A 23,681-nucleotide genomic window follows, 5' to 3' on the forward strand; every position below is an offset into this window, starting at 1 on the left:
AGACGGCTCAGCGACACCGGCCCGGCGGCTTGCAGCCGCCGGGCCGAGACCGCTTGACCCAACGAAGGAGCCGTGCCGGCGTGTGCGGGAAAGAGAACGGGGTGCGGCGGCGGGCGAACGCCGGCCCGTCCGCCCGCCCCTCCATGACGGCGGCAGCCTGCCCGCCCCTCGCCCCGGCGGCGGGCCGCCCGCCACCCGTACCGGCACGACGACGTCCCCGCCCCTCGCCGGCGTGCGGACACCCCCGCTCCGCAGGGTGACCGCCGGTCCCGTGCGCCCAGGTCGGACCCGCCGAACGGACCCGGTACCGTCGGGCCGCGGGTGTCCGGCTCCCGCCGGGCGCCTCCGGCGGACCGCGCGTGGACCGGAGGTCGCGGACGCGGCCGCCGGCGAGCCTGCCGAGGAGTTTGGCCGGCCCCGAACACGGCGGCTACTGTTGCCGTACGGCAATGATCGGCTCGGAGCCGGCCGACCGGCGGCGGCACCCGGCTGTGCGAGAGGAGAGGATGAGAGTGTCCGAGCAGGACGCGGCCGAATCGGCGCCGCAGGTGGTGAGTTCCTTCCTGGAGGAGCGCCGCGAACAGATCGCGCAGCGCTGGGCCGACGCCCCGCTGTTCCGCTCGGTCTTCACCGTCTCCCGCGACGAGGCGGTCGAGGCGTGCAAGGCCGTGGTGGACGCCCTGTCGGAGGTGGCGGGGAGCGGCCGGCTGGAGGACATCGGGGCATCGGGGTTTTGGCCGGTGCGCGAGCAGTTGGGGCGGATGACGCAGACCCGGGCCCGCAGCGGTTCCACACCGGCCCAGATCGCCGACGAGGTGGCCGCGCTGCGCCTTCCGGTGGTCGAGTTGCTGCAGGCGGAGCTTCCCGACCCCGCCACCTCGCGGGGCCAGGAGAGTGTGCTGGCGCTGAACCTGCTGATGTGCACCCTGCGCCTGGTGGTGATGGAGACGGCACTGGACTCGAACGCGGAGCTGATCGAGCGTCAGCGCCAGCAGCTGCTCGAGGTGGCCACCCCCGTCATCAAGCTGTGGGAGGGCACGGTCGCCGTACCCCTGATCGGTACGCTCGACAGCGCGCGCAGCCAGATCGTGATGGAGTCGCTGCTGGAGGCCATCGTCGAACAGCGGGCCCGGTACGCCATCCTCGACATCACCGGCGTGCCCACGGTCGACTCGCTGGTCGCCCAGCACCTGATGAAGACGGTGGCGGCCGCGCGGCTGATGGGCGCCGAGTGCATCGTCTCCGGTATCCGCCCGGCCATCGCGCAGACCATCGTGCAGCTGGGCATCGACCTGGGCTCGGTGCTGACGCGTGCCTCGCTGGCCGACGCGCTCGCCTACACGCTGAGCCGGCAGGGCATAGAGATCTCCCGTCCGGACGCGGGTGCGAGCGCCCGGTGAACCAGTCCACTCCCGGGCGGCCGACCCAGATTCCGGTGCTCACCCTGGGCGACGTACTGCTCGTCTCGCTCCAGGGGGAGCTGCACGACGGCATGACCGAGCAGCTCCAGCACGACATCACGAGCCGTATCGCCACGAACACGGTGACCGGTGTGGTGATCGACATCTCCGGAGTGGACATCGTCGACTCGTTCCTCGGCCGGGTGCTCGCGGAGATCGCCTCCACGGCCCGGCTGCTGGCGGCGCGTACGGTGCTGGCCGGAATGCGGCCCGCCGTGGCGATCACGCTGGTGGAGCTGGGCCTGTCCCTGCCCGGGCTGGTCACCGCCCTGGACGTGGACCGTGCCATGGAACTGCTGTCCCAGAGGGGGACTTGATGCGGACCTCCGGCCATGCTTCCGCGACGATCCTGCCCATCGGCTCGGACGCGGATCTGGCCTGGGTGCGGCAGGAGGTGCGGCAGTGTGCGGCGCAGCTCGGTTTCGGCCTGGTCCAGCAGACGAAGCTGGTCACGGCGGCGAGTGAGCTGGCCCGCAACACGCTGGTGCACGGCGGCGGCGGGCGGGTGGAGATCGCTCCGCTGGACAACGGTCGTTCCCGGGGCGTGCGGATGAGCTTCATCGACGAGGGCCCGGGCATCCGCGACCTGGACCTGGCCATGACCGACGGCTACACCAGCGGGGGCGGTCTCGGCCTGGGGCTGAGCGGCGCGCGGCGGCTGGTGCAGGAGTTCAGCGTGGACACCGAGCCCGGCCGGGGCACGACTGTCACGGCCGTCGCCTGGGTGGCCCAGGTTCCCTCGTCCCGTGCGGGGCTGCGATGAGCCGGGTGTGGGAGATCCCGGTGCACGACGCCACCCGCGTCCGGGACGCCCGGATCGCCGCGCGGGAGGCGTGTGTCCACGCGGGTCTGGCGCCGCCGCGCACGGCCGCCGCGGAACTGGTCGCCACCGAACTGGCCACGAACCTGCTCAAGCACGCGGGCGGGGGCCGCATAGTGGTGAACCTGGTGCCGCCGCCGAACGGTGCTGCGGGGAGCTCGGTGCAGGTCTTCTCGCTCGACCACGGGCCGGGTATCGCCGATGTCGCCGTGGCGCTGCGCGACGGCTACAGCACCGTCGACGCCTCGCTGGGTGCGGGCCTGGGCAGCTGTGCGCGCAGCGCGAACGCCTTCCAGCTGTACAGCACGCCCGGCCGCGGCACGGTGGCGACCGCGCGGATCGACCCGGAGCCGGACGGCCGCGGGACCCCGGCGGCCGGCGTGCCGGCGGGTGGCATCACCATCGCCCTGGCGCAGGCCGAACAGTGCGGTGACGCCTGGACCTGGGCGCGTTCCGGCGGTCTGCTGACGCTGCTGCTGGCCGACGGCCTGGGCCACGGGCCCAAGGCCGCGCACGCGGCCGGAACCGCGGTGGCGGAACTGCGCCGCACCCCGCATCTGCCGCCCGTCGAGATCCTGCGCCGGCTGCACACGGTGCTGCGTCCCACCAGGGGGGCGGCGGTCACCGTCGCCCAGGTGGACACGGAGCGGGCGGAACTGTGCTTCGCCGGCGTCGGCAACGTGGGCGCCCGGGTGTGGACCGGGGAGGGCTGGACCTCCCTCGTCTCCCATCCGGGGATCGTCGGGGCCTACTTTCCGGCGCACATCCCCTTGCGCAGGCTGCCATGGGGTCGGGAGAGCCTGCTCGTTGTGCACAGTGACGGACTGCCCAGCCGCTGGGTCCCGCCGGAGGACCCCTATCTGCTGGGTCACGACCCGTCGGTGGTGGCCGCGGCGATCCTGCGCGACGCCGGCAGCGCCGCCCGCCCCGAACGCGACGACACCAGCGTGGCCGTACTGGCCCCCGACCGCCGGACCAGCGCTCATGACAGCCACCTCTGACACCTGGCCCATCGCCTCCCCCGCCGACGCGATCCGCGCCCGTGCCCTGCTGGCCCGGTACGCGGCGGACGCCGGTGTGCCCGCGCTCGAGCGTGCCCGGTTGCTGGCAGCGGTCGGCGCCCGGCTGCGCCAGGGCCTGGACGAAGGGGACACGCGGCTGACTCTGAGCGCGCATCCGGACGGCAGACTCCAGATCGTCGTGGCCGGGTCCGAGCCGTGGCGGCACACGGTCGTCTGCCCCTCCCCCACGGCCGGTCCGCTGCCCAGTCCGGCCGACCTGGACGACGCCCGGCTCGCCGAGGCGCTGCTGGCCGCCGACGAGGACGCGGCCGCCGCCCTGGCGGCCGTGGACGAGACGGAGGAACTGGTCCGCTTCCACCGGGAGGAGCTGCACCAGACCAACCAGGGTGTGCTGGCGCTGCACGCCGAGCTGGAGGCCGCCGCGCTGGCGCAGCGCGAACTCCTCGACGCCGAGCGGGCCGCGCGCGCGGAGGCCGAGAGCGCCCGCCGGCTGCTGACCTTCCTGGCCAACGCCAGCGCCGCCCTCAACGCCTCGCTGGACCACGACGACATCCTGCGCAAGCTGCCCGAGCTGCTGGTGCCGGAGTACGCCCGGCACGTGGACATCTGGCTCATGGACGACGAACGCACACCGCCGGGCGGCCGGGCGGCGGCCACGGTGGCGGCGGCCCGCACCGGCCGTCCCCAGCATGCCGGCCCGCACCCCGGGGAACTGCCGGGTGTGGACGACCTGCCGGCCTCGGCGCTGTTCCCGGACCGGTCGCTGCTGTGCCTGCCGCTCGGCGCCCGCACCGTGCAGGGTGTGCTGACGCTGACCGCGCCGGGCGACCGCTTCGAGCCGGACACCACCGTGATGCTGCTGGAGGTGGCCCGGCGAGCGGGCATCGCGCTCGACAACGCCCGCCGGTACGAGCAGCACCGGGACGTCGCCGAAGCGCTGCAGCGCGCGCAGCTCACCGACCTGCCCAGCACCGCGGATCTCGCGCTGGCCGCCCGCTATCTGCCGGCCACGCACGGTCTGAACATCGGCGGCGACTGGTACGACGCCTTCCCGCAGCCGGACGGCAGCGTGCTGGCGGTGATAGGGGACGTCACCGGGCACGGGCTGCGCGCCGCGGTGATCATGGGGCAGTTGCGCACCGCGCTGCGCGCGTACGCCGTCGAGGGCAACGGCCCCGCCCGAATCCTGACCCTGCTGCACCGGATGCTGCGCCACCAGCAGCCGGAGCTGTACGCGACCTGTGCCATCGCCCGGTTCACGCCCGGTGAGCCCGGTGTGGTGTGGGCCGCCGCCGGGCATCCGCCGGCCCTCACCCGGGGCCCCGGGGGCGAGGTGCGCGTGCTGGACGTGAAGCCGGGGATCATGCTGGGTGTTCCGGTGCCCTTCGAGTACGAGGAGCAGAGCGTGGAGCTGCCGGCGGGCTCCACGCTCGCGCTGTACACCGACGGTCTGGTGGAGCGGCGGTCGGCCGGGATCGACGCGGGCATAGACCGGCTCGCACAGGCCATGGGCGCGCTCGACGCCGTGGACCTGGAGGACCTGCAGAGCGCGGCCGACTCACTGCTGAAGCCGATGCTGTACGACTCCGAACACGACGACGACATCTGCCTGTTGCTGTGCCGTACGGCCGGATCCTGAACTGCCGGACGTCGCCGGGCGGCCGGACGTCGCCGCACCCCCGGCCGGGAACCGGGACTCCGGCCGGAATTCGGGACCGCGGCCGTGAAATCAGGACCGCGGTCGTGAAATCGGGACCGCGGCCGTGAATTCAGGACCGGGGCCGGGCGCGCGCCCGGCCGCGGTCGTGCCGGCGCGGCGCTGCGGTCAGGCGGCGGACGGGAAGCGTTCCCAGACCCGGTGGGCACCCAGCAGCCGGGTCAGCTGCTGCAGGACGTCCGCGGCGCTTTCGCCGGCGACCACCCCGGGGGCGTCGAGCGGGATGCCGGCCGCCTCCAGGGCGCTCTCGCCGCCCCTGGCCGCTCCGATGGCCTTGCCGTGCCGGTACGCCTCCGCCAGCAGCAGCCCGACCCGCGGGTCGGGGGTGGCCTGCTGGGAGGTGGGCAGGCCCGCCTTGGCGTCCCGGGCGCCGTAGGCGTCGGCGCCGACACCGGGGGTGCCCGCCACCAGCACGGCGTCGAACTCGACGGAGCGGGCGGTGGCGTAGGTCCGCTGCACGGCCACGGCGTCCGAGCCGTCGCCGAGGGGAGCGCCGGTGGGTGCGACGACGAGCGGGACCATGCCGCCGTCCAGCACCGCCCGGCGCACCGCCCGTACGCCGTCGAGGTCGCCGTCGGGGCCGGTGACGATGCCGATGATCCGGCCGTCGCTCGGCCAGGTGCGGCCGAGCTGGGAGAGGGCCGGGCTCGGCTCGACGTCGGCCAGGGGCACGGTGGGCTCGGGCTCGGGCAGGCCGAGACCCGCCGCGACGCCGGCGCACAGCTCCGGATCGATGTTCGCCAGAACCTGCAGCGCTCGCTCCCGGATGGCCGGTTCGTAGCACTTGGCGAGTTCGAAGGTGTAGGCGCCGATGATGTGCTCGCGCTCGACCGGGGTCATGCTGAGCCAGAAACGGCGCGGCTGGCTGAAGTGGTCGTCGAACGACTCGGGCGCCTCGCGGACCTTGGTCGACTCGGGCACCCGGACGGGGGCCTCGACATACGCCTCGAGGTCGGCTCCGGCCGTGAACGGGCAGCCGCCGTCTAGGGAGTTGGGGCGGTAGGGGGCCACCCCTCGGTGCACGGCGGTCTGGTGCATGCCGTCGCGCAGCATGTCGTTGACCGGGGCCTGCGGCCGGTTGATGAGCAGCTGCGGGAAGTTCGGGCCGCCCAGGCGGGTGATCTGGGTGTCCAGGTAGGAGAACAGGCGCCCGGCGAGCAGCGGGTCGTCGGTGACGTCGATGCCGGGGACGAGGTGGCCGACGTGGAAGGCGACCTGTTCGGTCTCGGCGAAGAAGTTCGACGGGTTGCGGTTCAGGGTGAGCAGCCCGATGGGCTGCACGGGCGCGAGTTCCTCGGGGACGATGTTCGTCGGGTCCAGCAGGTCGATGCCCTCGAAGGTCTGGTCGGGGGTGTCGGGGAAGGTCTGGATGCCGAGCTCCCACTCGGGGTGGGCGCCCGACTCGATGGCGTCGGCGAGGTCACGGCGGTGGAAGTCCGGATCGACGCCGTTGATGATCTGCGCCTCCTCCCAGACCAGGGAGTGCACACCCAGCTTCGGCTTCCAGTGGAACTTCACCAGGGTGGCCTCGCCGGCGGCGTTCACCAGACGGAAGGTGTGGACGCCGAAGCCCTCCATCGTGCGGTACGACCGCGGGATGCCTCGGTCGGACATGTTCCACAGCGTGTGGTGGGTGGCCTCGGTGTGCAGGGTGACGAAGTCCCAGAAGGTGTCGTGGGCGCTCTGGGCCTGCGGGATCTCCCGGTCCGGGTGTGGCTTGCCGGCGTGGATGACGTCCGGGAACTTGATCGCGTCCTGGATGAAGAAGACCGGGATGTTGTTGCCGACCAGGTCGAAGACGCCCTCGCTGGTGTAGAACTTGGTCGCGAAGCCCCGGGTGTCGCGGACGGTGTCGGCGGAGCCGCGTGAGCCCAGCACGGTGGAGAAGCGTACGAAGACGGGCGTCTCGACGTCCTCGGCGAGGAAGGCCGCCTTCGTCACGTTCGCCGCCGTGCCGTAGCTGCGGAACACCCCGTGCGCTCCTGCGCCGCGGGCGTGGACCACGCGCTCGGGGATGCGTTCGTGGTCGAAGTGCATGACCTTCTCCCGCAGGTGGTGATCCTGCAGGAGCACGGGGCCGCGGGGTCCCGCCTTGAGCGAGTGGTCGGTGTCGTACAGCCGCGTGCCCTGGGCGTTGGTCAGATAGGCGCCGCTCTGCGCCATCCGGGCCTGGTCGGCGCCGGTGGGCTGACCGGTGGGCGAGACGGTGGCCGGGCCGGTCTGGTCGGGCTTGGGGGGCAGCGGCTCACGGTACTCCGTCGGCTCGGCGACCGGCGGCGACTCGGGGCCCGGCTTGCCGGGAATGCCGTCCTCGGGTCCCGCGGACCCGCCCGTCAGGGCGTCCGTCACCTTGTCCGCCGCTCGCCTGAGGGGGTTGCTCTCGCTCATCAATACCTTTCCTTCGCTGGTCGCGGGGCGGGCCCGGCGCGTGCGGGGAGGGTGTCCGGCTCGACGTGCGGTGGCCGCGCCCCGGGGCATACGGCTGCCAGATCGAACGAAACAGGTGAGGTAAGTCGAAAGTGGTCGGTATGTTGCCGTGTCCAGGTCCCCGGGCCGGGGCGTCCGAAACCGGGAACCGCCAGGGACCCCCGGTCGGGGTGAAGTCGGGCCGTCTCCCATCGAGTTGCCGGGGCGGCAGGCCCGCCGGACACGGGTCCGGTCCCGGAGACCGCCGGGCAGGGCCGAGCGCCCCCTGCCGAGGGGTGTCTTCGTCAGGAGGGCCGGCTTCTTGACCCGGGGAGCGGACGGCCACCGGGCCGCCCGCTCTGGTCACCATAAGCGCTGGCCGCCCCCGACGCAGTTCGGGCGAATCCGGTCACGGGCGGGCCATGGCGCTCAGGGTCTTCGCGGCACCGCCCAGCTGTCCGCACCGCAGTCACGACCCCGCTCGCCCATCTGCGCCGGGTGCGGCTCGCGCACGCCCATCACGACCTCGTGGCCGCCGATCCGGGCACCGGGATCACGGTCACGGCGATCGCGGCCCGCTGGGGCTTCCACCACCCCGGCCGCTTCGCGGCCGTGTACCGAGAGGCCTACCGGCGGTCCCCGCACGAGACCCTGTCCGGGGACTGAGACACGTGAGGCGTCCCGGGCCGCGGCAGGTCTCCGGGCCCGGGACGCCAGACCCCGGCTACGGGAAGGACGTCACCTTGGAGGGAACGGTGCTCGTTCCCGAGGTGGGTGCGCCGGTGCTGTTGACGACGTGGGCGTACTGGCCCATGCCGCCGAGGGAGATCACCTGCAGGTCGTGCATCTTGATGCCGGAGCCCGTGGGCACCTGGAAGCCGTGCTGCTGGACGATCGAGGGGTCAGCCGTGTAGTTGCAGTAGCTGCCGAGGCCCCAGGCCTCGTGGGTGGTCACGGAGTCGGCGACCTTGTAGGCCGCGTAGCCGGTGATGCCGTCGTGGGTGATGGCTGCGGCGTTGGGCGCGTCGTACGCCTTCTCGTTCTGGAAGAAGATCGTGCGGCCGCGTTCTCCGTTCCAGTACACGTCGTACTTGTTGAAGTGCTCGACGAACAGCCCGGTGGCGAGGACGTCGTTGCCGTTGACGCGCAGGCCGTAGTCGGCGCGGTTGGTGTCCCAGCCGACGCCGCCGCCGTGGTCGGCGCGCCAGATCCAGGTGTGGTCGACGACGACGTTGTTGCTGTTGACGACCACGGAGTTGGTGGCGAGGCCGGGTCCGGCGCCGCCGATGCGGACGAACACGTCCTGCATGGTGGTGGGGTTGGCGGAGTGGTCGGCGCCGGCACCGGGGGTGCCGATGCGCAGCAGGGTGTCGGAGTTGACCTGACCGGCGTCGATGAGGAACCCGGCGAGCTTCACGCCGTCGACGTCGGCGACGTGCATGGCGTCGACGCCGTTGTCCGGGACGAGGGTGGCGAGGCCGAGTCCGAGCACGACGGTGTCGGCGCGGGTGACGTCGATGGTCCGGTCGAGGTGGTAGACGCCGGGGGTGAAGAGGAGGTTGAGGCCCTGGGCGAGGGCCGCGTTGATGGTGGTGGCGGTCGCGCCCGGCTTCACGACGTAGAACTGGTCGAGCGGCAGGGAGGTGCCCGCGTTCGCCGGCCAGGAGACGCCTCGGGCGCCTGTGCGCTTGGCCGGTACGAACACCTTGTAGGTGGAGCCGTCCAGGTAGAGGAAGGGCTTCTCGCGGGAGACGGGGGTGGTGTCCAGCGTGGTGTACGGGCCGCTGTCGAAGTTGGTGGCCGGGGCGCCCTGGACGCCGGAGAACGTCATGTTCCACACGCCGTTCGTCCAGCCGCCGACCGAACTGTCGCGGGTGTACCACTGCTGCTGGGAGTACGGGCCCACCGTGCCGTCGATCTTCGAGTCCGCGATGTAGCCGCCGGAGGCCCAGCCGTAGCCGTTCGGGGCGAGGTTGAGACCGCCCTGGACGTGGATGCGGCGGAAGGGCGCCGCCTGGGCGACGGCCCAGCGATCGGTGCCGTTGGACGGCCTTATGGCGAGGTTCTCCGCCGAACGCCAGAAGTTCTGCGTGGCGTTGCCGTTGAACCAGCCCGCGTCGACGGTGACGTCACCGTTGATCTGGGTGTCGTCGGGGTTCAGCCCGAGTCCGGAGATCGAGGTGTAGAAGCCGATCTGGGCGTTGATGCCGTTGTAGGTGCCCGGCTTGAGCAGGAACTGGTAGCGGCCGGTGCCGAACTGGGCCGACTCCTGCTGGGCGAAGACGGTGTCGAACTTCTGCTGCAGGTTCGGGGTGAAGGGATCGACGACGATGACGTTCGGGCCGAGGTCGCCGCCGCCCTGGACCGGCGGGACGCCGGTGGAACCGGTGTGCACGGCGACCTCCCACAGGGAGTACCCGTAGCCGGTGCCGCGTGCGGTGCCGTTGATCCGGACGTACCGGCCGGAGCCGCTGACGTCGTACGAGGCCGTGCCGCCGGTCGCGCCGGTGACGGTCTTCAGCGTGTTCCAGTTCTGGCCGTCCGTGGAGGTGCGGATCTGGAAGTCCTTGCCGTAGGCGGCCTCCCAGTTCAGGTCCACCTTGCACAGGTCCTGGACGGAGCCCAGGTCGACCTGCAGCCACTGCGGGTCGGCGGCCTGGCTGGACCAGCGGGTCGAGGTGCTGCCGTCGAAGGCGGCGGAGGCGGGGGTGCCGGCGTTCTCGGTGGTGGAGGCCGAAGCGGGTTTGCCCTGGGCGGCGTTGGCCGTGCCGCAGGTGGGCTGGGTTCCACTCGTGCTGCCGAACACCTGGAACTCCCATAGGGAGTAGCCGTACGAGGTCGCGCGGTGCACGCCGAGCATGCGCACGTAGCGGCCCTGTCCGGAGACGTCCAGTGTGTCGACGCCGCCGTCACCGCCGGTGACGGCCTTCAGGTCGGTCCAGCCGGTGCCGTCCTTCGAGATCTGGACCTTGTAGTCCTTGCCGTAGGCGGCCTCCCAGTTGAGGACCACCTGGGTGACGGACGCGGTGGCTCCCAGGTCGACCTGCAGCCACTGGTCGTCGGTGGCGGCGGACGACCAGCGGGTTCCGGTGTTCCCGTCCACGGCGCCGGCCGCGCCGGTGCCGTGGTTCTCCTCGGAGGACGCGGTGGCCGACTTCCCCTGGGAAAGGGGGGTTTCGGCCGCGCCGGCCGGTGTGTGGGCGAGGGGCAGGGTGATCAACGCGGCCATGGCGGCCAGCGCCACTCCCAGCGGTCTGAGTCTGTGACGACGTGCTCTCATGCGGCGGCTCCATGCGGCTACCGGGGTCGGGTGGGCGACCCCTCGGCTTAGTTCATGTTTTGATTTAAGTGGTGAGGCAAGCGGGCCACAAGCCTTCGGAAGCCAAATACTTCAATGGCGGGGGTGGGGCGGGAGGGGCGGCCGGGCGGCGCGGTGGGCAGGCTGGTGAGCCGGACCAGGCGGGGCGGGCAGGCCGGGCGGGTCAGGCGGGCCCCCTGAGGCCGGGCCGGGACCTGGTCCGGCCCGGCCTCAGGGGGCCCGGCGGCGGCGGTGCCACGCGTCGAGGGGCCGCGCTCTCGTGCTAACTCGTCCGGTCGCGCTGGTTCTTGACCAGTTCGAGCAGTGCGGCGTGTGTCCGCGCGTCGGCCGCGGCGATCAGGCCGCCCGCTCCGCTGTGCACGGGCTCGCCGTACAGGCCGGTCACCGTGCAGCCGGCCGCCCGGCACAGCGCGATCCCCGCCGCGAAGTGCACGCTCTCGCGCAGGTCGCCGTCGGTCACGTAGGCCGCCCTGCGCCCGGCGGCGACCCAGGCGACGGCGACGGTGCTGGAGACCACCCGGGGCCGGAACCGCTCGGCGAAGCCGGGGTCGCCGAGCAGGCGAACGGCCCGGAAGCCGGGCGCGTTCGGGAACGGCGGGTCCAGGTTGACGTCCACCAGCGCGGAGCCGGCCGACGGCACCGCCGTCTCGTCCGTGCCGTCCCGGTGGACCCGGGTCCGGGTGCCGTCGGTCCAGAAGACCTCGCCGCCGAACGGGTCGGCCGTCGCCGCGGCCGTGACCTCGTCGCCCACGCGCAGCGCGACGTTCACGCCGACGAGCATGGTGTGCACGGCGTAGTTGAGGGTGCCGCAGAGCGGGTCGACCAGCCAGCGCCGAGGGGTGCCGGCGACGCCGGTGGCCCCGCTCTCCTCCCCCGTCACCGCGTCCTCGGGGCGGGCCTCGCGCAGCACGTCCACGATGGCCCGCTCGGCGGCGAGGTCCGCTTCCGTCGCGAAGTCGCCGGCGGACTTCGCATAGTGCCTTAGACGCTTGCCGTACAGGTCACGCACCACGGCCGCGCCGGCCCGGGCCGCCGCCACGGCCAGCCGGGCGTCGGACTCCCCACTCAAGATCGGCATACGAGCAGGATAACCACGACCTGCCCGCGGCCCGGGGAGTCGGGCCCGGCGCAGGACCGGGCTCCGGCCGGACACCTGGATCCGGCCGGAGCGCGCGTGCCGGTCGTGGGCTATGCCCCGGTCGGCGTGAGGGTCAGCATCTGTTCGGTGGCGGTCCGGCCACCGCCGACGGAACTCCCGCTCCGGTCCGTCCAGTTGCGCGGCGCGGTGGTTTCGGCGAGTCGGCCGGAGGCGCCGGAGAGACCCAGCACCAGACCGCTGTGACGGTTGACCAGACGGCAGGTGCCGTCGTGGGACGCGTTCGGGATCACGAACCACTGCTGTCCGACGGTCGGCCCGCCGGCCGGCACCGCGGTGACCGTCGGTCCGGCGCCCCAGGCACGGCCGGCGGTACCTGCGGTGGCGACGCCCAGCAGGCCGCCGTTCGCCGTGTTGGCGATGGTGAACGCGCCGTCGCCGGTCGGGGCGAAGCTCCAGGACGCGCGGCCTGACCTGCCGGGCCGTGCGGTCGAGGTGGTGGAGCCGCCGGAGGCCTGGGCGAGGTAGCGGCCCGCGCCACTGGCTATGCGGTAGTGCCGGCCGGGTTCCACGGGCGAGGTGGCGGGCGTGGAGGAGCCGACGGTGATGTCGACGTACTCACCGGAGGCGTCGTGGGAGCAGCCGAAGGAGCAGTACGAGCGGAAGGCCTTGCCGACGATCGTGGAACTGGTGCGGTTGGCGCCGTCCAGGAACCAGCGGTACCAGGAGGCGTTGGTGTAGGCGCCGGTGTCGCCGATCAGGCGCCACTTCTGGGTGGTCAGATCGTCGGTGGCGTACAGGTACTGCGGCGAGTCGCCGCTCTGGTCGACGGCCTGCGGTTCGCCGATGTACAGGCCGAGATAGGCGTCGTAGGCGATGTTCATCACGAACAGCGGCGAAGTCGGGGGCGTCTTGCCGGCCGCGACCTGTTCGGCCGTGGTGCCCTTGCCGGCCGGGTCGTACTCGGCTGAGGCGGGGGTGTAGCCGGTGGGGTGCCCGGCGTCGACCGGGACGATGTTGCTCTCCCGGCCACCGGTGCCGGGCTGGGTCCAGGCGCCGTCGTACCACTTGCGCCAGGAGCCGGGCGCCATCTTCGCGGAGATCGGGGCCCGCGCCACGTGTTCGTAGAACGCCTTCCAGCCGCCGTTCTTGTCGACGATCCGCGAGCCGTAGTAGACGTAGAAGTATCCGGAGGCGGTGTCGACGAACAGGCGCTGGTCGCCGTCGCCGTAGGAGTACGTCTGGTTCGGGAAGGCCGCCGTGTCGCCGCGCCCGGTGCTGTACGGCGAGGTGATCACGTGGTCCTTGATGGTCCAGGTGCGGCCCCGGTCGGTGGAGACGGCGTAGTCGATGCCGTCGTAGTGCAGCCCGTCGCCGAAGGGCTGCGGGGTGAACTCGTTGTGGACCAGGCCGTACCAGGCGCCGGTGTCGGGGTCGACCCACACCCCGGACAGGTCGCAGTAGTTCTTCTGCGCGTATCCCGAGCCGGCCGGGGCGTACGTCGCCTCCTTGCCGGTGGGGCTGTTGTTGCAGCGCCAGGTGGTGTCGTCGTTGCGGTCGGCGGAGTTGGCCGGGTCGACCGCCTCGCTGAGCTTCTTGTCGTAGCGTGCGGTGTCGAAGTCCGTGCCGGTGTAGAAGTCCCAGACCCGCGGGTCGGCGGCGCCGTAGAGCGCGGCGGACTGCTGGTAGTGGAAGGCGCCGTCCCTGTCGACGTACGGGGTGGCGGGGGTGTCGGTGGGGTGGCTGAACGGTACCGGGGTCCCCACGGTCACGGTGTAGGTGGTGCCGGCGCGGGGCCCGGCCGACGCCGGGGACGCTGTGCCACCGCCCAGGACCAGGGCGACGGTCGCGGCCATGGCGCCGCCTGCTCTGCTCAAGAGTCGCACGGGTGCTCCTTGTTGCCGAAGGGCCGGTTGCACGGAACGATCCGGCCCCGGCGCCACCCCCGGCAATGGACTCCGGTGCCCGCCTCTTGCACTTTCGCGCGCGTGCGTGCCGCCCGGTGCCGCTGGGCGCCGGTCACCGCCCTTCGAGCGGGTCGGCGGCGAGCGTCGTGGCCCAGTGCAGCTGGCGGACGAGTGCCTCGTCCGCTTCCGCTGGACGGCCCGCGACCGGGCCGGGGCGGGACGGGGCGTGGGTGCCGCGGGAGATGCCGCCGCTGACGGTGATGTTGTGCTCCGCCCGGGGGCGGCGATGCCGCTCGTAAGCGGTGAACGCGCTCTCGGGGTCCGGCAGGTCGCGCAGTGCCTTGGCGAGGACGACGGCGTCCTCCAGGGCCATCGAGGCTCCCTGCCCGGTGGCCGGTGAGGCGGCGTGGGCCGCGTCGCCGATGACCAGGATGCGTCCGGAGCGCCAGGGGGCGCCCAGGGGCAGCTCGGTGGCGTTGGTGACCATGACGGCGTCGGCGGCGTCGACCAGGTCCGCAGCCGGCGTCGCGTCCTTGCGCAGCAGCGGCAGCAGCCTCTCGCGCAGCGCGGCGGGCGGCCCCGCGAAGGCTCCTTGGGGCAGCGGGTCGGCGGCCACGCGGGCGAACCAGTAGGTCTCACCCGTCGGCGACACCGCGTAGCCGAAGGCCGTCTCACTGCCCCGCACCATCGTGATCGTGCCGGTCGGTTCGGCCCCGGCGGGCGCGGTGGCGCTGGTGGCGGTGGCGGTGGCGGTGGCGGTGGCGGCGGCGGCGGCGGCGGCGGCGGCGGTGTAACCGTAGTAGACGTGCTGGCCCGCGTGAACGGGCCGGACTCCGGGGGTGATGAGCCGGCGCACCGTCGAGTTCAGCCCGTCGGCGCCGATGAGCAGGTCCCCGGTGGCGGTGGTGCCGTCGGCGAAGCGGGCGGTGACGCCGTCGGGGCCGTCCGTCACGGACTCCAGCCGGGCACCGTGCCGCAGCGGGATGCCGCGCCGGAGCGCCTCGCCCTGCAGGGCCGCGTTCAGCTCGCCGCGGCACAGGCAGCGGTAGCGCAGGGCGGGGTCGGCGGCCTCGCCGAGCGGTGCCCGCCCCTGCTCGGTGCCCCGGCTGTCCAGCAGCCGCAGGGAAGTCAGCGGAAAACCGACGGCCGTGACGGCGTCGGTGGCGTCGAGCTGCGCCAGTGCGCGCATGCCGTTGCTCGCGAGGGTCAGGAAGGCGCCGATGTCCTCGGCCTTGTCGGGGTGCGCCTCGCACACGGTGACGTCGTGTCCGGCCTTGTACAGGCCCAGCGCGGTCGCGGTACCCGCGATGCCGCCGCCGATCACCAGCACCCTCGTCGCATCCGTTCTGGTCAAGAGCCGCTCCCCGGGCCGAATGTGGTCACGGCCATCTAACGGCAGCGCAGGCCGTACGGGGCTCCGGTGGGGCCGGGATCCGGACAGAGCGGACCCCGCGGGGCACTCGCCCGGACCACGCCCGCCGTCTCGGGCCGTCGCACGGCGGCAGCGGTCGCGGCACGGCGGCGACAACGCTCCGGGCCCCGGCACGGCGGAGACAACGCTCCAGGCCCCGGCACGGCGGAGACAACGCTCCAGGCCCCGGCACGGCGGCGGCCGCACCCCCACACGCGGCACGCCCGCGCAGCGGACGCGGGGCGGCGACCCGGTGTGCACCGGCGCGCCCCTCGTGTGAAGGGTGGTCACCGGTGAAGTGGGTAGTTGCGGGCCATGCGGGTGAGTGTGGTGGATGCGGGGTCGAACACGGTCCGACTGGTGATCGCGGATGTGGAGGGTGGCGTTCCGCTGCCGGTCCACACCGTCAAATGGAAGCTGCGCCTGTCCGAACATGTCGGTCCGGACGGCACGATCGCCGATGAGGCGGTGGAGCGGTTGGTCAAGGCGGTGGCCGCGGCGGGTGAAACGGCCCGCAGCTGGCATGCCGCGGGCCCGCTGGCCTTCGCGACCACGGTGGTTCGCAGCGCCCCCAACCGCCAGGACGTGCTGCACCGGGTGGCATCCGGAACCGGTATCCGGATGTGCACCCTGCCGGGTGAGACCGAGGCCGAGCTGACCTTCCTGGCCGCCCGCCGGTGGCTGGGCTGGAGCGCGGGGCCTCTCGCGCTGCTCGACATCGGCGGCGGCTCGCTGGAGGTGGCCTTCGGCAGGGGCCGGCTGCCCGACTTCGCCGCCTCCCTGCCACTCGGTGCGAACCGGCTGACCCGGGAGTACCTGGGCGTCCAGGACCCGCCCGGCCCGGCCGAGTTGAAGGAGCTGCGCCGCCGGATCCGCCATGAGCTGCGGGACGTGGCCTCACGGATCCGCTGGGAGAGGCCGCGCACCGCCGTCGTCACCTCCCGTACGTTCCAGCAGCTGGCGCGGCTGTGCGGGTCCGCGCCCGGACGCCACGGCCCGTTCGTGAAACGCGAGTTGGTCTGCCGGGAGCTGCGCAAGGCGGTGCACGACCTGGCTTCGCTGCCCGTCGCCGAGCGGTCCCGGCTGCCCGGGATCTCCGCGCCGCGGGCGGCCCAGAGCCTGGCCGGTGCCGTCGTCGGGCACACGGCGCTCAAGCTGATGAGCCTGCGCCGGGCGGTGGTCTGCCCGTGGGCGATCCGTGAGGGGGTCATGCTCCGCTACATCGAGGACGGCGCCGACTGGTGGACGGACGCCGCGCAGAGCGCCGATCCGGCGGCCCCGGCCCCGTCGGCCACGCTGCGCATCGCGAGCCCGCCCGGGTAGCCGGCCCGACGCCGGTGGCGACCGCGACGCCGGTCCGGCGCACCACGCGCCCAGGCCACCACCGGCCCTCTCCTTCGCCTCCCGGACGGCCGCCACCGGTGAGGCCCGTCCGGCTCGCACGCACGAGCGGTCCGCCGAGCCGGAGACCACCGGTCAGGCCCGTCCGGCTCAGGCGCCGCGCGTACGGGCGGCCTCCTGGGCGCGCGTGCGCAGGGCGCCCATCGTCCTCAGCAGCCGGTCGGCGGGCCGGCGCAGCCGCGGGTGGGCCAGCACCGTGTTCCGCAGGCCGCGTACCGGTCTGCGCCACAGCCGCTGGGCCAGGGCCACCGGGTGCGTACGGTCGGCGAAGCCTTCGGCGACCCGCAGTTCGCGGGTCTTCAGCCAGTCCTTGTACTCCTTGTCGCCGCGCCCGAGGTCGACGAGGGTCACCCCGTGCCGGGCGGCAGCCTCGGCGGTCCTCAGGTGCATCATCAATCCGGGCGAGTAGTAACGGAGTTCGGGATCGTACGCGGTGAACCAGGCCGCCAGCACCGTGCTGGACCGGGGCCCGAAGTGGGCGGCGACCGGGCGCTCGCCCGCGTACAGCACGGACAGCACCCCGGTGAAGTGCTCCTCGCGGACCTGGAAGAGGTGGTCGGCCAGACCGACGATCCACGGCCGGGAGAACCGGTCCATACGGCCGGTCCTGCGGTACTGCGCGGACTTCCACCGCATGAGGGTGCGCAGCATCGCGGGATCGCGCTCGTCGAAGACGAACCGCACGTCGCCGATGTCCCGGCCCAGCCGGCGTTCCTTCTTCAGGGTCGTCTTGGCCAGCCCCGGATAGGCGCCGCGCAGCCACTCCGGATAGCCGCCGTCACCCGGTTTCACATCGATCACCGGTGAGGCGAAGGTGCCGGTGACGTGGGGCGCGAACGGCCGCTGCTCCTGGACGAGATGGTCGAACTCGAAGATGCTGAGCCCGCAGGCGCGCAGCAGTTCCCCCGGGTGCCAGGTGACCCCGGGCCGGTGGACGAGGGCCTGGCAGTCGGACAGTCCGAGCCCGATCGCCCGGCCGGTGCCGAACGGGCCCCGTTCGTACGGGAGGAAGCCGGCCGGCTCCCCGTCCTCGTGCAGCACCGCGACCCGGGCGCCGCGCCGGAAGCGGCCGACCCCGATCGCGAACTCCGGTGCCAGAAAGGGGTTGGCGTACTCGGGCGACTCGTCCATCGCGCGGTGCCAGGCCGCGCGCAGCTCGGACGTCAGCTCGCCGGGTCTGTGCACGGTGATCCGCACGTCAGCTCCACCGCCCTTCCGCCCGCTCCCGGGGCGGTCTGCCGCCGGGGCCGGCGGGTGACGTGTGTGGTGCATGGCTTCTGGATCGCATGGGCGATCGCTCCCCCCACGACGCGCCGGGCGCGTCATGCCATCGGTTCCGGTGTCCGCGATCCCCGCCGCGCGTGTCCGTTCCGCGATCGGCGGCCGGGATCCCGAACCGTGGTACAAGGATCAAACCTCGCGAAACAGTACGCACGCTGTCAAGGGTGCCGCACACGGCGGAACGTCCGCCCAGGCATGCGGCCAGCGGGGGCGGGCGCGGATGCGCCGCCCACTTGGGCCGGCGGTCGCGGTATTGACATGAACCTGCGCCAACCACGAGGCTTCGTGCGTGAAGTTGCTCGATTGCTGCTCGTTTCGAGCGTCTCCGAGCATTCTCAGCTAGGACAGTCAATCCGCAAGGGTGCGAGGGGAGCTGTTCCGCCGTGCAAAGACCACGCAGACTGCGACATCGTGTGCCGTGGCCGGCCTGGGTTCCGCTGGGGCTGGCGACCGCCCTGGCCGCGACCGTGCTGGCCGGGCCGGTGCCCGCCGAAGCCTCCACCGCCTCCGGCGCCGTGCTGGACGCCGCTCACAGCAGCCTCAGCTGGCAGAGCCCGGTCTACGCCAAGGGCACCGGCGGCGGCGTCGAGAGCTGTCCCGCCGCCGGCGCCGATCCCGACGGCAAGGTCTGCGGCCGCTTCGACCTGACCGTCTCGGTACCGGACGGCTATTGGGACGACAACCCCGAGGGCGGGGTCCCGCTGTCGATCAAGTGGGAGCACCCCTCGGACGACTTCGATCTGTACGTCTACGACGACCACGGCAAGCAGGTGGCCTCCAGCGCCGGCACCGCCGACCCCGAGGCCACGGTGATCCCGCGGGCGTCGGGGACGTACCACGTCCTCGTAGTGCCGTACGACGTGCACGACGGCTCCTTCACCGGCACCGCCTATCTGCCCGCGACCACCGACGCCGGTGACCTCACGTCCTTCTCGGGCCGCGACGGCAGTTACACCATAGGGGCCGGACCGCTCACCGCCCGCGCCGACTTCCTGAAGGGAGGTCGGCTGCGCATCCAGGCCGACCCGTCGGGCTCGCTGAGCGATCCGGCCGGTACCGCCATCGTGCGTGAGCGGCCGGCCGCGCAGCGGCACACCTCGTCCTTCGACGCGGGCGACTACTACGGCATCCGCTCCCCCGAGGCCGTACTGCGCGTGTACAAACAGCCGCTGCGGTTCGGCCTCTACAAGCCCGACAACCGCACCCGGATCTGGCAGGAGGACAAGCCGCTGCGCTGGTCGACCGGGGGCATGCGGCAGAGCCTGACGCGCGGCACGGACGAGCAGTTCTTCGGCGGAGGCGAGCAGAACGGCAGCCTCTCGCACCGCGGTCGGACGATGTACGTGGCCAACAGCTTCGACTGGAACGAGGGCGGCTACAACAACTCCCAGCCCTTCTACCTCTCCAGCGCGGGCTACGGCGTCTTCCGGAACACCTTCGCGCCGGGCGTGTACACCTTCGGCTCACCGGTCACCACCGGGCAGCAGGAACGGCGCCTGGACGCGTACTACTTCCTGGGTGACGCCAAGCAAGTGATCGGGAAGTACACGGCATTGACGGGCAGACCGTTCATGCCGCCGGTCTACGGCCTCGAACCGGGCGACTCCGACTGCTATCTGCACAACGCCAACCGGGGGGAGCGGCACACCCTGGACGCGCTGAAGGTCGCCGACGGCTACACCGAACACCGGATGCCGCTCGGCTGGATGCTGGTCAACGACGGCTACGGCTGCGGGTCCGAGAACCTGGAGCAGACCGCCGAGGGGCTGCAGGACCACAACGCCCAGCTCGGCCTGTGGACCCAGGACGGCATCGACAAGCTGGCCGACCAGGTCAAGGCGGGCCAGCGGGTGGCCAAGCTGGACGTGGCCTGGGTCGGCAACGGCTACAAGTTCGCGCTGGACGCCTGCGACGCCGCGAAGAAGGGCATCGAGGACAACAGCGACGCACGCGGTTTCGTCTGGCTGCCGGTGTCCTGGGCGGGCGCCCAGCGGTGCGGGGTGCTGTGGAGCGGCGACCAGCAGCTGTCCTGGGACTACATCCGCTGGCAGATCCCGACCTACGCCGGCGCGACCATGTCCGGCATCGCCTACAACACCGGCGACGTCGGCAGCATCTACCGCCACGACGCCAAGATGTACGCCCGTGACCTGCAGTGGAAGGCATTCCTGCCGACCATCATGACCATGGACGGCTGGGCCACCGACGTCACCACCAAGATGCCCGCCGACCAGCAGCCCTGGCTCGACGGCGAGCCGTACACCTCCATCAACCGCAAGTACCTGCAGCTGAAGGAGCGGCTGCTGCCGTACATGTACACCCTGTCGGCCGAGGCGGCGAAGACGGGCGTGGGCGCGGTGCGTCCGCTGTGGCTGGAGTACCCGGACGACCCCGACACGCTCGGGGACCGGGCCAAGTACGAGTTCCTGTCGGGCCGCGACCTCCTCGTCGCCCCGGTCTACCAGGACTCCGACACCCGCGACGGGATCTACCTGCCCAAGGGCACCTGGACCGACTACTGGACCGGCCGCACCTACCGGGGGCCGACCACCCTGAACGGCTACCACGCGCCGCTGGACACGCTCCCGCTGTTCGTGCGCGAGGGCGCGATCGTGCCCATGTGGCCCAAGGGGACGACGAGTTGGCAGACCCGCGACCGGCACGAGCTGGACTGGGACCTGTACCCCGCAGCCCACGGCACGAGCCGCTACACGCTGTACGAGGACGACGGTGTGACCCGTGACTTCGCCCGGGGTTCCGCCGCCACGCAGCGGGTGTCGATGCGCGCCGACCGCACGGGGACGACCGTGGCGATCGGGGCGAGCAGGGGCGACTACGCGGGGAAGGTGGACGCGCGGACGTACCGGCTCACCGTGCACGGTGGCACCGCGCCCGGCCGAGTCCTCCTCGACGGACGCCGACTGCCCCGATCGGCCTGGTCCTACGACGCGGACACCCATGTCACGACGGTCTCGACGCCCGGCCGGCCACTGGACCGGGCCTTCACCCTGCGCCTGGTCGACAGCAGGTAAAGAGATCGTATGGTCTAGTCCAAAGAGCAGGTTGGTCTAGTCCAACTCATTGACGTGACCGCAACACCTCCCAGAGGGTGGGGCTCCCCCGCTCCGGGGCTCTCCCCACCCCACCCTCTGGAGGCACGCAGTGAGACGTCTTCGGGCATGTCTGGGCGCGGCGGCCGCCGTCACGGCCGCCGCCGCCGGCACGACCGCGCTGGTCGCCGGCAGCGCCTCGGGCGCGGCCGGCGCGCTCGACAACCGCTGGTACGCCGCAGCCCCCTATCTGATGCCGCTGGACAACGACCCGCCGGACCCGGCCGCCATCATGGACGCCACCGGCCTCAAGGCCTTCCAGCTGGCCTTCGTCCTCGCTCCCGACGGCGGCGGCTGTTCCCCCACCTGGGGCGGCACGGCGCCGGTCTCCTCGGACACCGCCGTCCAGTCGGTGATCAACACCATCCGCGCCAAGGGCGGTGACGTCTCCGTCTCCATCGGCGGCTACGGCGGCACCAAGCTCGGCCAGGCCTGCGCGAACGCGGCGTCCACGGCGGCGGCCTACCAGCAGGTGATCACCAAGTACGGGCTGCACGCCATCGACTTCGACCTGGAGGAGCCGGAGTACGAGAACACGGCCGCCATCAAGAACGAGATCGGCGCCGCGAAGATCCTCCAGCAGAACAACCCGGGCCTGTACGTGTCGGTGACGACGGCGGGCACGGCGGACGGCACGGGCTGGTTCGGCAAGCAGATGCTGCTGGAGGCCAAGTCGCAGGGGTTCACCCCGAACAACTTCTCCATCATGCCGTTCGACGGCGGCTTCAACGGAGCCGCGAGCCAGACCGGCGCACTGACGAACTTCAACTCCGTCCTGCAGTCCACCTTCGGCTGGGACCAGGCGACCGCGTACGCCCATGAGGGCTTCTCCGGGATGAACGGCCGCAGCGACACGGGCGAGTACTTCACCCAGGCCGACTTCCAGACGGTGCTGGACTACGCCACGAGCCACCACATGGACCGGTTCACGTTCTGGTCGCTGAACCGGGACCGGCAGTGCACCCCGGCCGACAACGGGGGCCGCACCTCCGGCATCTGCTCCAGCGTGGCCCAGAACTCCTGGGACTTCGCCAAGTACTCGGTGAAGTTCGCCGGCGTCACCCCGCCCACCGGCACCCCCACCCCCACCCCCACTCCGACACCCACTCCGGCCTCCTGCAAGGCGGCCTGGTCCGGGGCGTCGGTGTACACGGCCGGCAACGAGGTCTCGTACGGCAAGCACAACTGGAAAGCCAAGTGGTGGACCCAGAACGAGACGCCCGGCGCGTCCGAATGGGGACCCTGGCAGGACGAGGGCGCCTGCTGACCCTCTTGACGTGTCTGGTTCAGACCTCTAGCTTCACGGGTCATCAGTGACCAAGGATGCGTTCAGCGTTCACAAGACTGAACGCATCCTTCTCGTGAAGGGACCCCCCACGTGAACCGCTCACGCCTACTCGCGGCACCGGCCGCCGCGGGCCTCGCCCTCGCCCTCACCGTGCTCACCGCCCACAGCGCGGGCGCGGCCGATCCCGGCAAGGCTCCCGGCGGCAACTTCGACCTCTCGGTCTGGCAGCTCCAGGAACCGGTCGGCTCACCAGGCTCCCCGACCACCATCCCGTCGTCCCGGCTGCAGGGTGCGAGCGGCTACCAGGACGCGTACTTCTACACCGACACCCGCGACGGCGCGATGACCTTCTGGGCGCCCGAGAAGGGTGTGACCACGCCGAACTCCAACTACGCGCGTTCCGAGCTGCGGGAGATGAACCGCAACGGCAGCGCGGCCGACTGGTCGCTCGACGGCTCCCACCGCCTCGGCGCCACCCTCCGGGTGGTCTCCGTGACCAAGAACGTGTGCGTCGGCCAGATCCACCTGGGCTCCGGCGGGTCCTCGACGAAGCCGCTGGTGGAGCTGTACTACCACGCGAACGGCGACATCGTGCTGGGCACCGAGGACTCGCCGTCCGGCGGTCAGACCCCGCACACCGTCGGGCATGTGTCCCTCGGCAAGACGTGGACCTACACGATCGCCGTCTCCGGCGGGAACACCATCGACCTGACCGTCAACGGCACCACCACGCACTACGCCATCCCGTCGTCCTTCAAGCCCTACAAGCAGTATTTCAAGGCCGGCTCCTACAACCAGTCCTCCTCGGACAGCACGGCCAAGGGCGCCCGGGTCGCGTTCTACGGGCTGACGGTCTCGCACGGCTGACACGTGCTCCGAACTGCGCGACTGGTGCATTCGGGCGAGCGGTCGTAGCGTCGATGTGCAGCCCTCGGGGACATTCGACGGGTGGGAGCGACCATGCGCGGATCTTTGACGGGTACGGCGGTCACGCTGGCGGCGGGAGCCCTGCTCACGGCGACCATGAGCACGGCGTCGGCCGGTACGGCGACCACGGCCGCGCAGGCCGATCCCCCGCCACCCGTGCTGGTCGACTGTCAGTGGCAGCGCGACATCCGCCCGACCGACTTCATCCTCGCCTGCGGTGACGGCAACAGCCGGCTCTCCGGGCTCGAGTGGAAGCAGTGGGGCCCGGAGTCGGCGACGGCCGTGGGCGTGAACCTGGTCAACGACTGCAAGCCGTACTGCGCGGCGGGCAAGTTCCGCTACTACCAGGTGACCGTGCGCCTGGACAGCCCGCAGGTGTGGAAGAAGGACCCGAACGTCCGGCACTTCACCCGGATGAGCCTCACGTACGCGGGAGCCCGCCCGGAGGGCTTCAAGCAGGTCATGACCTACCCGCTCTGGAACTGACGGCCGGCACCGGCTCCGGCCGGACGTGGA

17 protein-coding genes are annotated in these 23,681 nt (G+C 72.2%); 11 read left to right on the top strand and 6 right to left on the bottom strand.

The window, feature by feature from the left end; translation table 11 throughout:
* Nucleotides 1-506: 506 nt before the first annotated feature.
* Genes ACGFT2_RS08375 through ACGFT2_RS08395 form a run of 5 tightly spaced genes read left to right on the top strand, consistent with a single transcriptional unit; the run spans nucleotide 507 to nucleotide 4,941 of the window.
* Entirely contained in the window at nucleotides 507-1,400 is an 894-nt protein-coding gene (locus ACGFT2_RS08375; protein WP_393274771.1) for an STAS domain-containing protein, read from the top strand.
* Nucleotides 1,397-1,777 (top strand): STAS domain-containing protein, encoded by a 381-nt coding sequence (locus tag ACGFT2_RS08380; protein WP_393274773.1) that lies wholly within the window; start codon nucleotides 1,397-1,399, stop codon nucleotides 1,775-1,777. Before ACGFT2_RS08375 ends, ACGFT2_RS08380 begins: the two co-directional genes overlap by 4 nt.
* Nucleotides 1,777-2,223 carry an anti-sigma regulatory factor gene (locus ACGFT2_RS08385; protein ID WP_393274775.1) on the top strand — a complete coding sequence of 149 codons (447 nt, stop codon included), beginning with the start codon at nucleotides 1,777-1,779 and terminating at the stop codon, nucleotides 2,221-2,223. The genes ACGFT2_RS08380 and ACGFT2_RS08385 overlap by 1 nt, the downstream gene beginning before the upstream one ends.
* Nucleotides 2,220-3,281, top strand: coding sequence for a SpoIIE family protein phosphatase (locus tag ACGFT2_RS08390; RefSeq protein ID WP_393274777.1), 1,062 nt, complete (start codon nucleotides 2,220-2,222; stop codon nucleotides 3,279-3,281). The genes ACGFT2_RS08385 and ACGFT2_RS08390 overlap by 4 nt, the downstream gene beginning before the upstream one ends.
* Nucleotides 3,265-4,941, top strand: a complete 1,677-nt coding sequence (locus ACGFT2_RS08395; RefSeq protein WP_393274779.1) for a PP2C family protein-serine/threonine phosphatase — start codon at nucleotides 3,265-3,267, stop codon at nucleotides 4,939-4,941. Before ACGFT2_RS08390 ends, ACGFT2_RS08395 begins: the two co-directional genes overlap by 17 nt.
* A 186-nt stretch (nucleotides 4,942-5,127) precedes the next feature.
* Here ACGFT2_RS08395 and ACGFT2_RS08400 read toward each other — a convergent pair whose 3' ends face one another.
* Nucleotides 5,128-7,407, bottom strand: a complete 2,280-nt coding sequence (locus ACGFT2_RS08400) for a catalase (RefSeq protein ID WP_393274781.1) — start codon at nucleotides 7,405-7,407, stop codon at nucleotides 5,128-5,130.
* 393 nt (nucleotides 7,408-7,800) lie between these two features.
* On the opposite strand from ACGFT2_RS08400, the gene ACGFT2_RS08405 reads away from it, so the two are divergent.
* Complete coding sequence (locus ACGFT2_RS08405) at nucleotides 7,801-8,091, top strand: helix-turn-helix domain-containing protein (protein WP_393274953.1); 291 nt, start codon at nucleotides 7,801-7,803, stop codon at nucleotides 8,089-8,091.
* A 58-nt stretch (nucleotides 8,092-8,149) separates the two neighbouring features.
* Here the strand turns inward: ACGFT2_RS08405 and ACGFT2_RS08410 are convergent, their stop codons facing one another.
* The 4 genes from ACGFT2_RS08410 to ACGFT2_RS08425 form a co-directional block, all read right to left on the bottom strand.
* Nucleotides 8,150-10,705 (bottom strand): discoidin domain-containing protein, encoded by a 2,556-nt coding sequence (locus tag ACGFT2_RS08410; protein ID WP_393274783.1) that lies wholly within the window; start codon nucleotides 10,703-10,705, stop codon nucleotides 8,150-8,152.
* Between the two features lie 301 nt (nucleotides 10,706-11,006).
* Nucleotides 11,007-11,822 (bottom strand): inositol monophosphatase family protein, encoded by an 816-nt coding sequence (locus tag ACGFT2_RS08415; protein ID WP_393274784.1) that lies wholly within the window; start codon nucleotides 11,820-11,822, stop codon nucleotides 11,007-11,009.
* A gap of 110 nt (nucleotides 11,823-11,932) precedes the next feature.
* Complete coding sequence (locus ACGFT2_RS08420) at nucleotides 11,933-13,717, bottom strand: RICIN domain-containing protein (RefSeq protein WP_393274786.1); 1,785 nt, start codon at nucleotides 13,715-13,717, stop codon at nucleotides 11,933-11,935.
* 142 nt (nucleotides 13,718-13,859) lie between these two features.
* Nucleotides 13,860-15,101, bottom strand: coding sequence for an FAD-dependent oxidoreductase (locus tag ACGFT2_RS08425; protein ID WP_393274788.1), 1,242 nt, complete (start codon nucleotides 15,099-15,101; stop codon nucleotides 13,860-13,862).
* Nucleotides 15,102-15,473: 372 nt separating this feature from the next.
* Between ACGFT2_RS08425 and ACGFT2_RS08430 the strand changes: the two genes are divergently transcribed.
* The gene (locus ACGFT2_RS08430) at nucleotides 15,474-16,481 is read left to right on the top strand and encodes a Ppx/GppA family phosphatase (protein ID WP_393274789.1); all 1,008 of its coding nucleotides are present in this window, start codon (nucleotides 15,474-15,476) and stop codon (nucleotides 16,479-16,481) included.
* 168 nt (nucleotides 16,482-16,649) lie between these two features.
* Here ACGFT2_RS08430 and ACGFT2_RS08435 read toward each other — a convergent pair whose 3' ends face one another.
* Nucleotides 16,650-17,756: a GNAT family N-acetyltransferase gene (locus tag ACGFT2_RS08435; protein ID WP_393274791.1), complete on the bottom strand. Its 1,107-nt coding sequence runs from the start codon at nucleotides 17,754-17,756 to the stop codon at nucleotides 16,650-16,652.
* A gap of 944 nt (nucleotides 17,757-18,700) precedes the next feature.
* Here ACGFT2_RS08435 and ACGFT2_RS08440 point away from each other — a divergent pair.
* The 4 genes from ACGFT2_RS08440 (at nucleotide 18,701) to ACGFT2_RS08455 (ending at nucleotide 23,651) form a co-directional block, all read left to right on the top strand.
* A complete protein-coding gene (locus tag ACGFT2_RS08440) occupies nucleotides 18,701-20,872 on the top strand; it encodes a TIM-barrel domain-containing protein (RefSeq protein WP_393274954.1) in 2,172 nt (723 codons plus the stop codon).
* A 130-nt stretch (nucleotides 20,873-21,002) separates the two neighbouring features.
* Nucleotides 21,003-22,217 (top strand): carbohydrate-binding protein, encoded by a 1,215-nt coding sequence (locus tag ACGFT2_RS08445; protein ID WP_393274793.1) that lies wholly within the window; start codon nucleotides 21,003-21,005, stop codon nucleotides 22,215-22,217.
* 111 nt (nucleotides 22,218-22,328) lie between these two features.
* Complete coding sequence (locus ACGFT2_RS08450; RefSeq protein WP_393274795.1) at nucleotides 22,329-23,105, top strand: polysaccharide lyase family 7 protein; 777 nt, start codon at nucleotides 22,329-22,331, stop codon at nucleotides 23,103-23,105.
* A gap of 93 nt (nucleotides 23,106-23,198) precedes the next feature.
* Nucleotides 23,199-23,651 (top strand): hypothetical protein, encoded by a 453-nt coding sequence (locus ACGFT2_RS08455; RefSeq protein ID WP_393274797.1) that lies wholly within the window; start codon nucleotides 23,199-23,201, stop codon nucleotides 23,649-23,651.
* The last annotated feature ends 30 nt before the right edge of the window (nucleotides 23,652-23,681 follow it).

Origin of the sequence: Streptomyces sp. NPDC048514 (assembly GCF_043199955.1) — a bacterium.
In the GTDB taxonomy this organism is placed as follows: Bacteria; Actinomycetota; Actinomycetes; order Streptomycetales; family Streptomycetaceae; genus Streptomyces.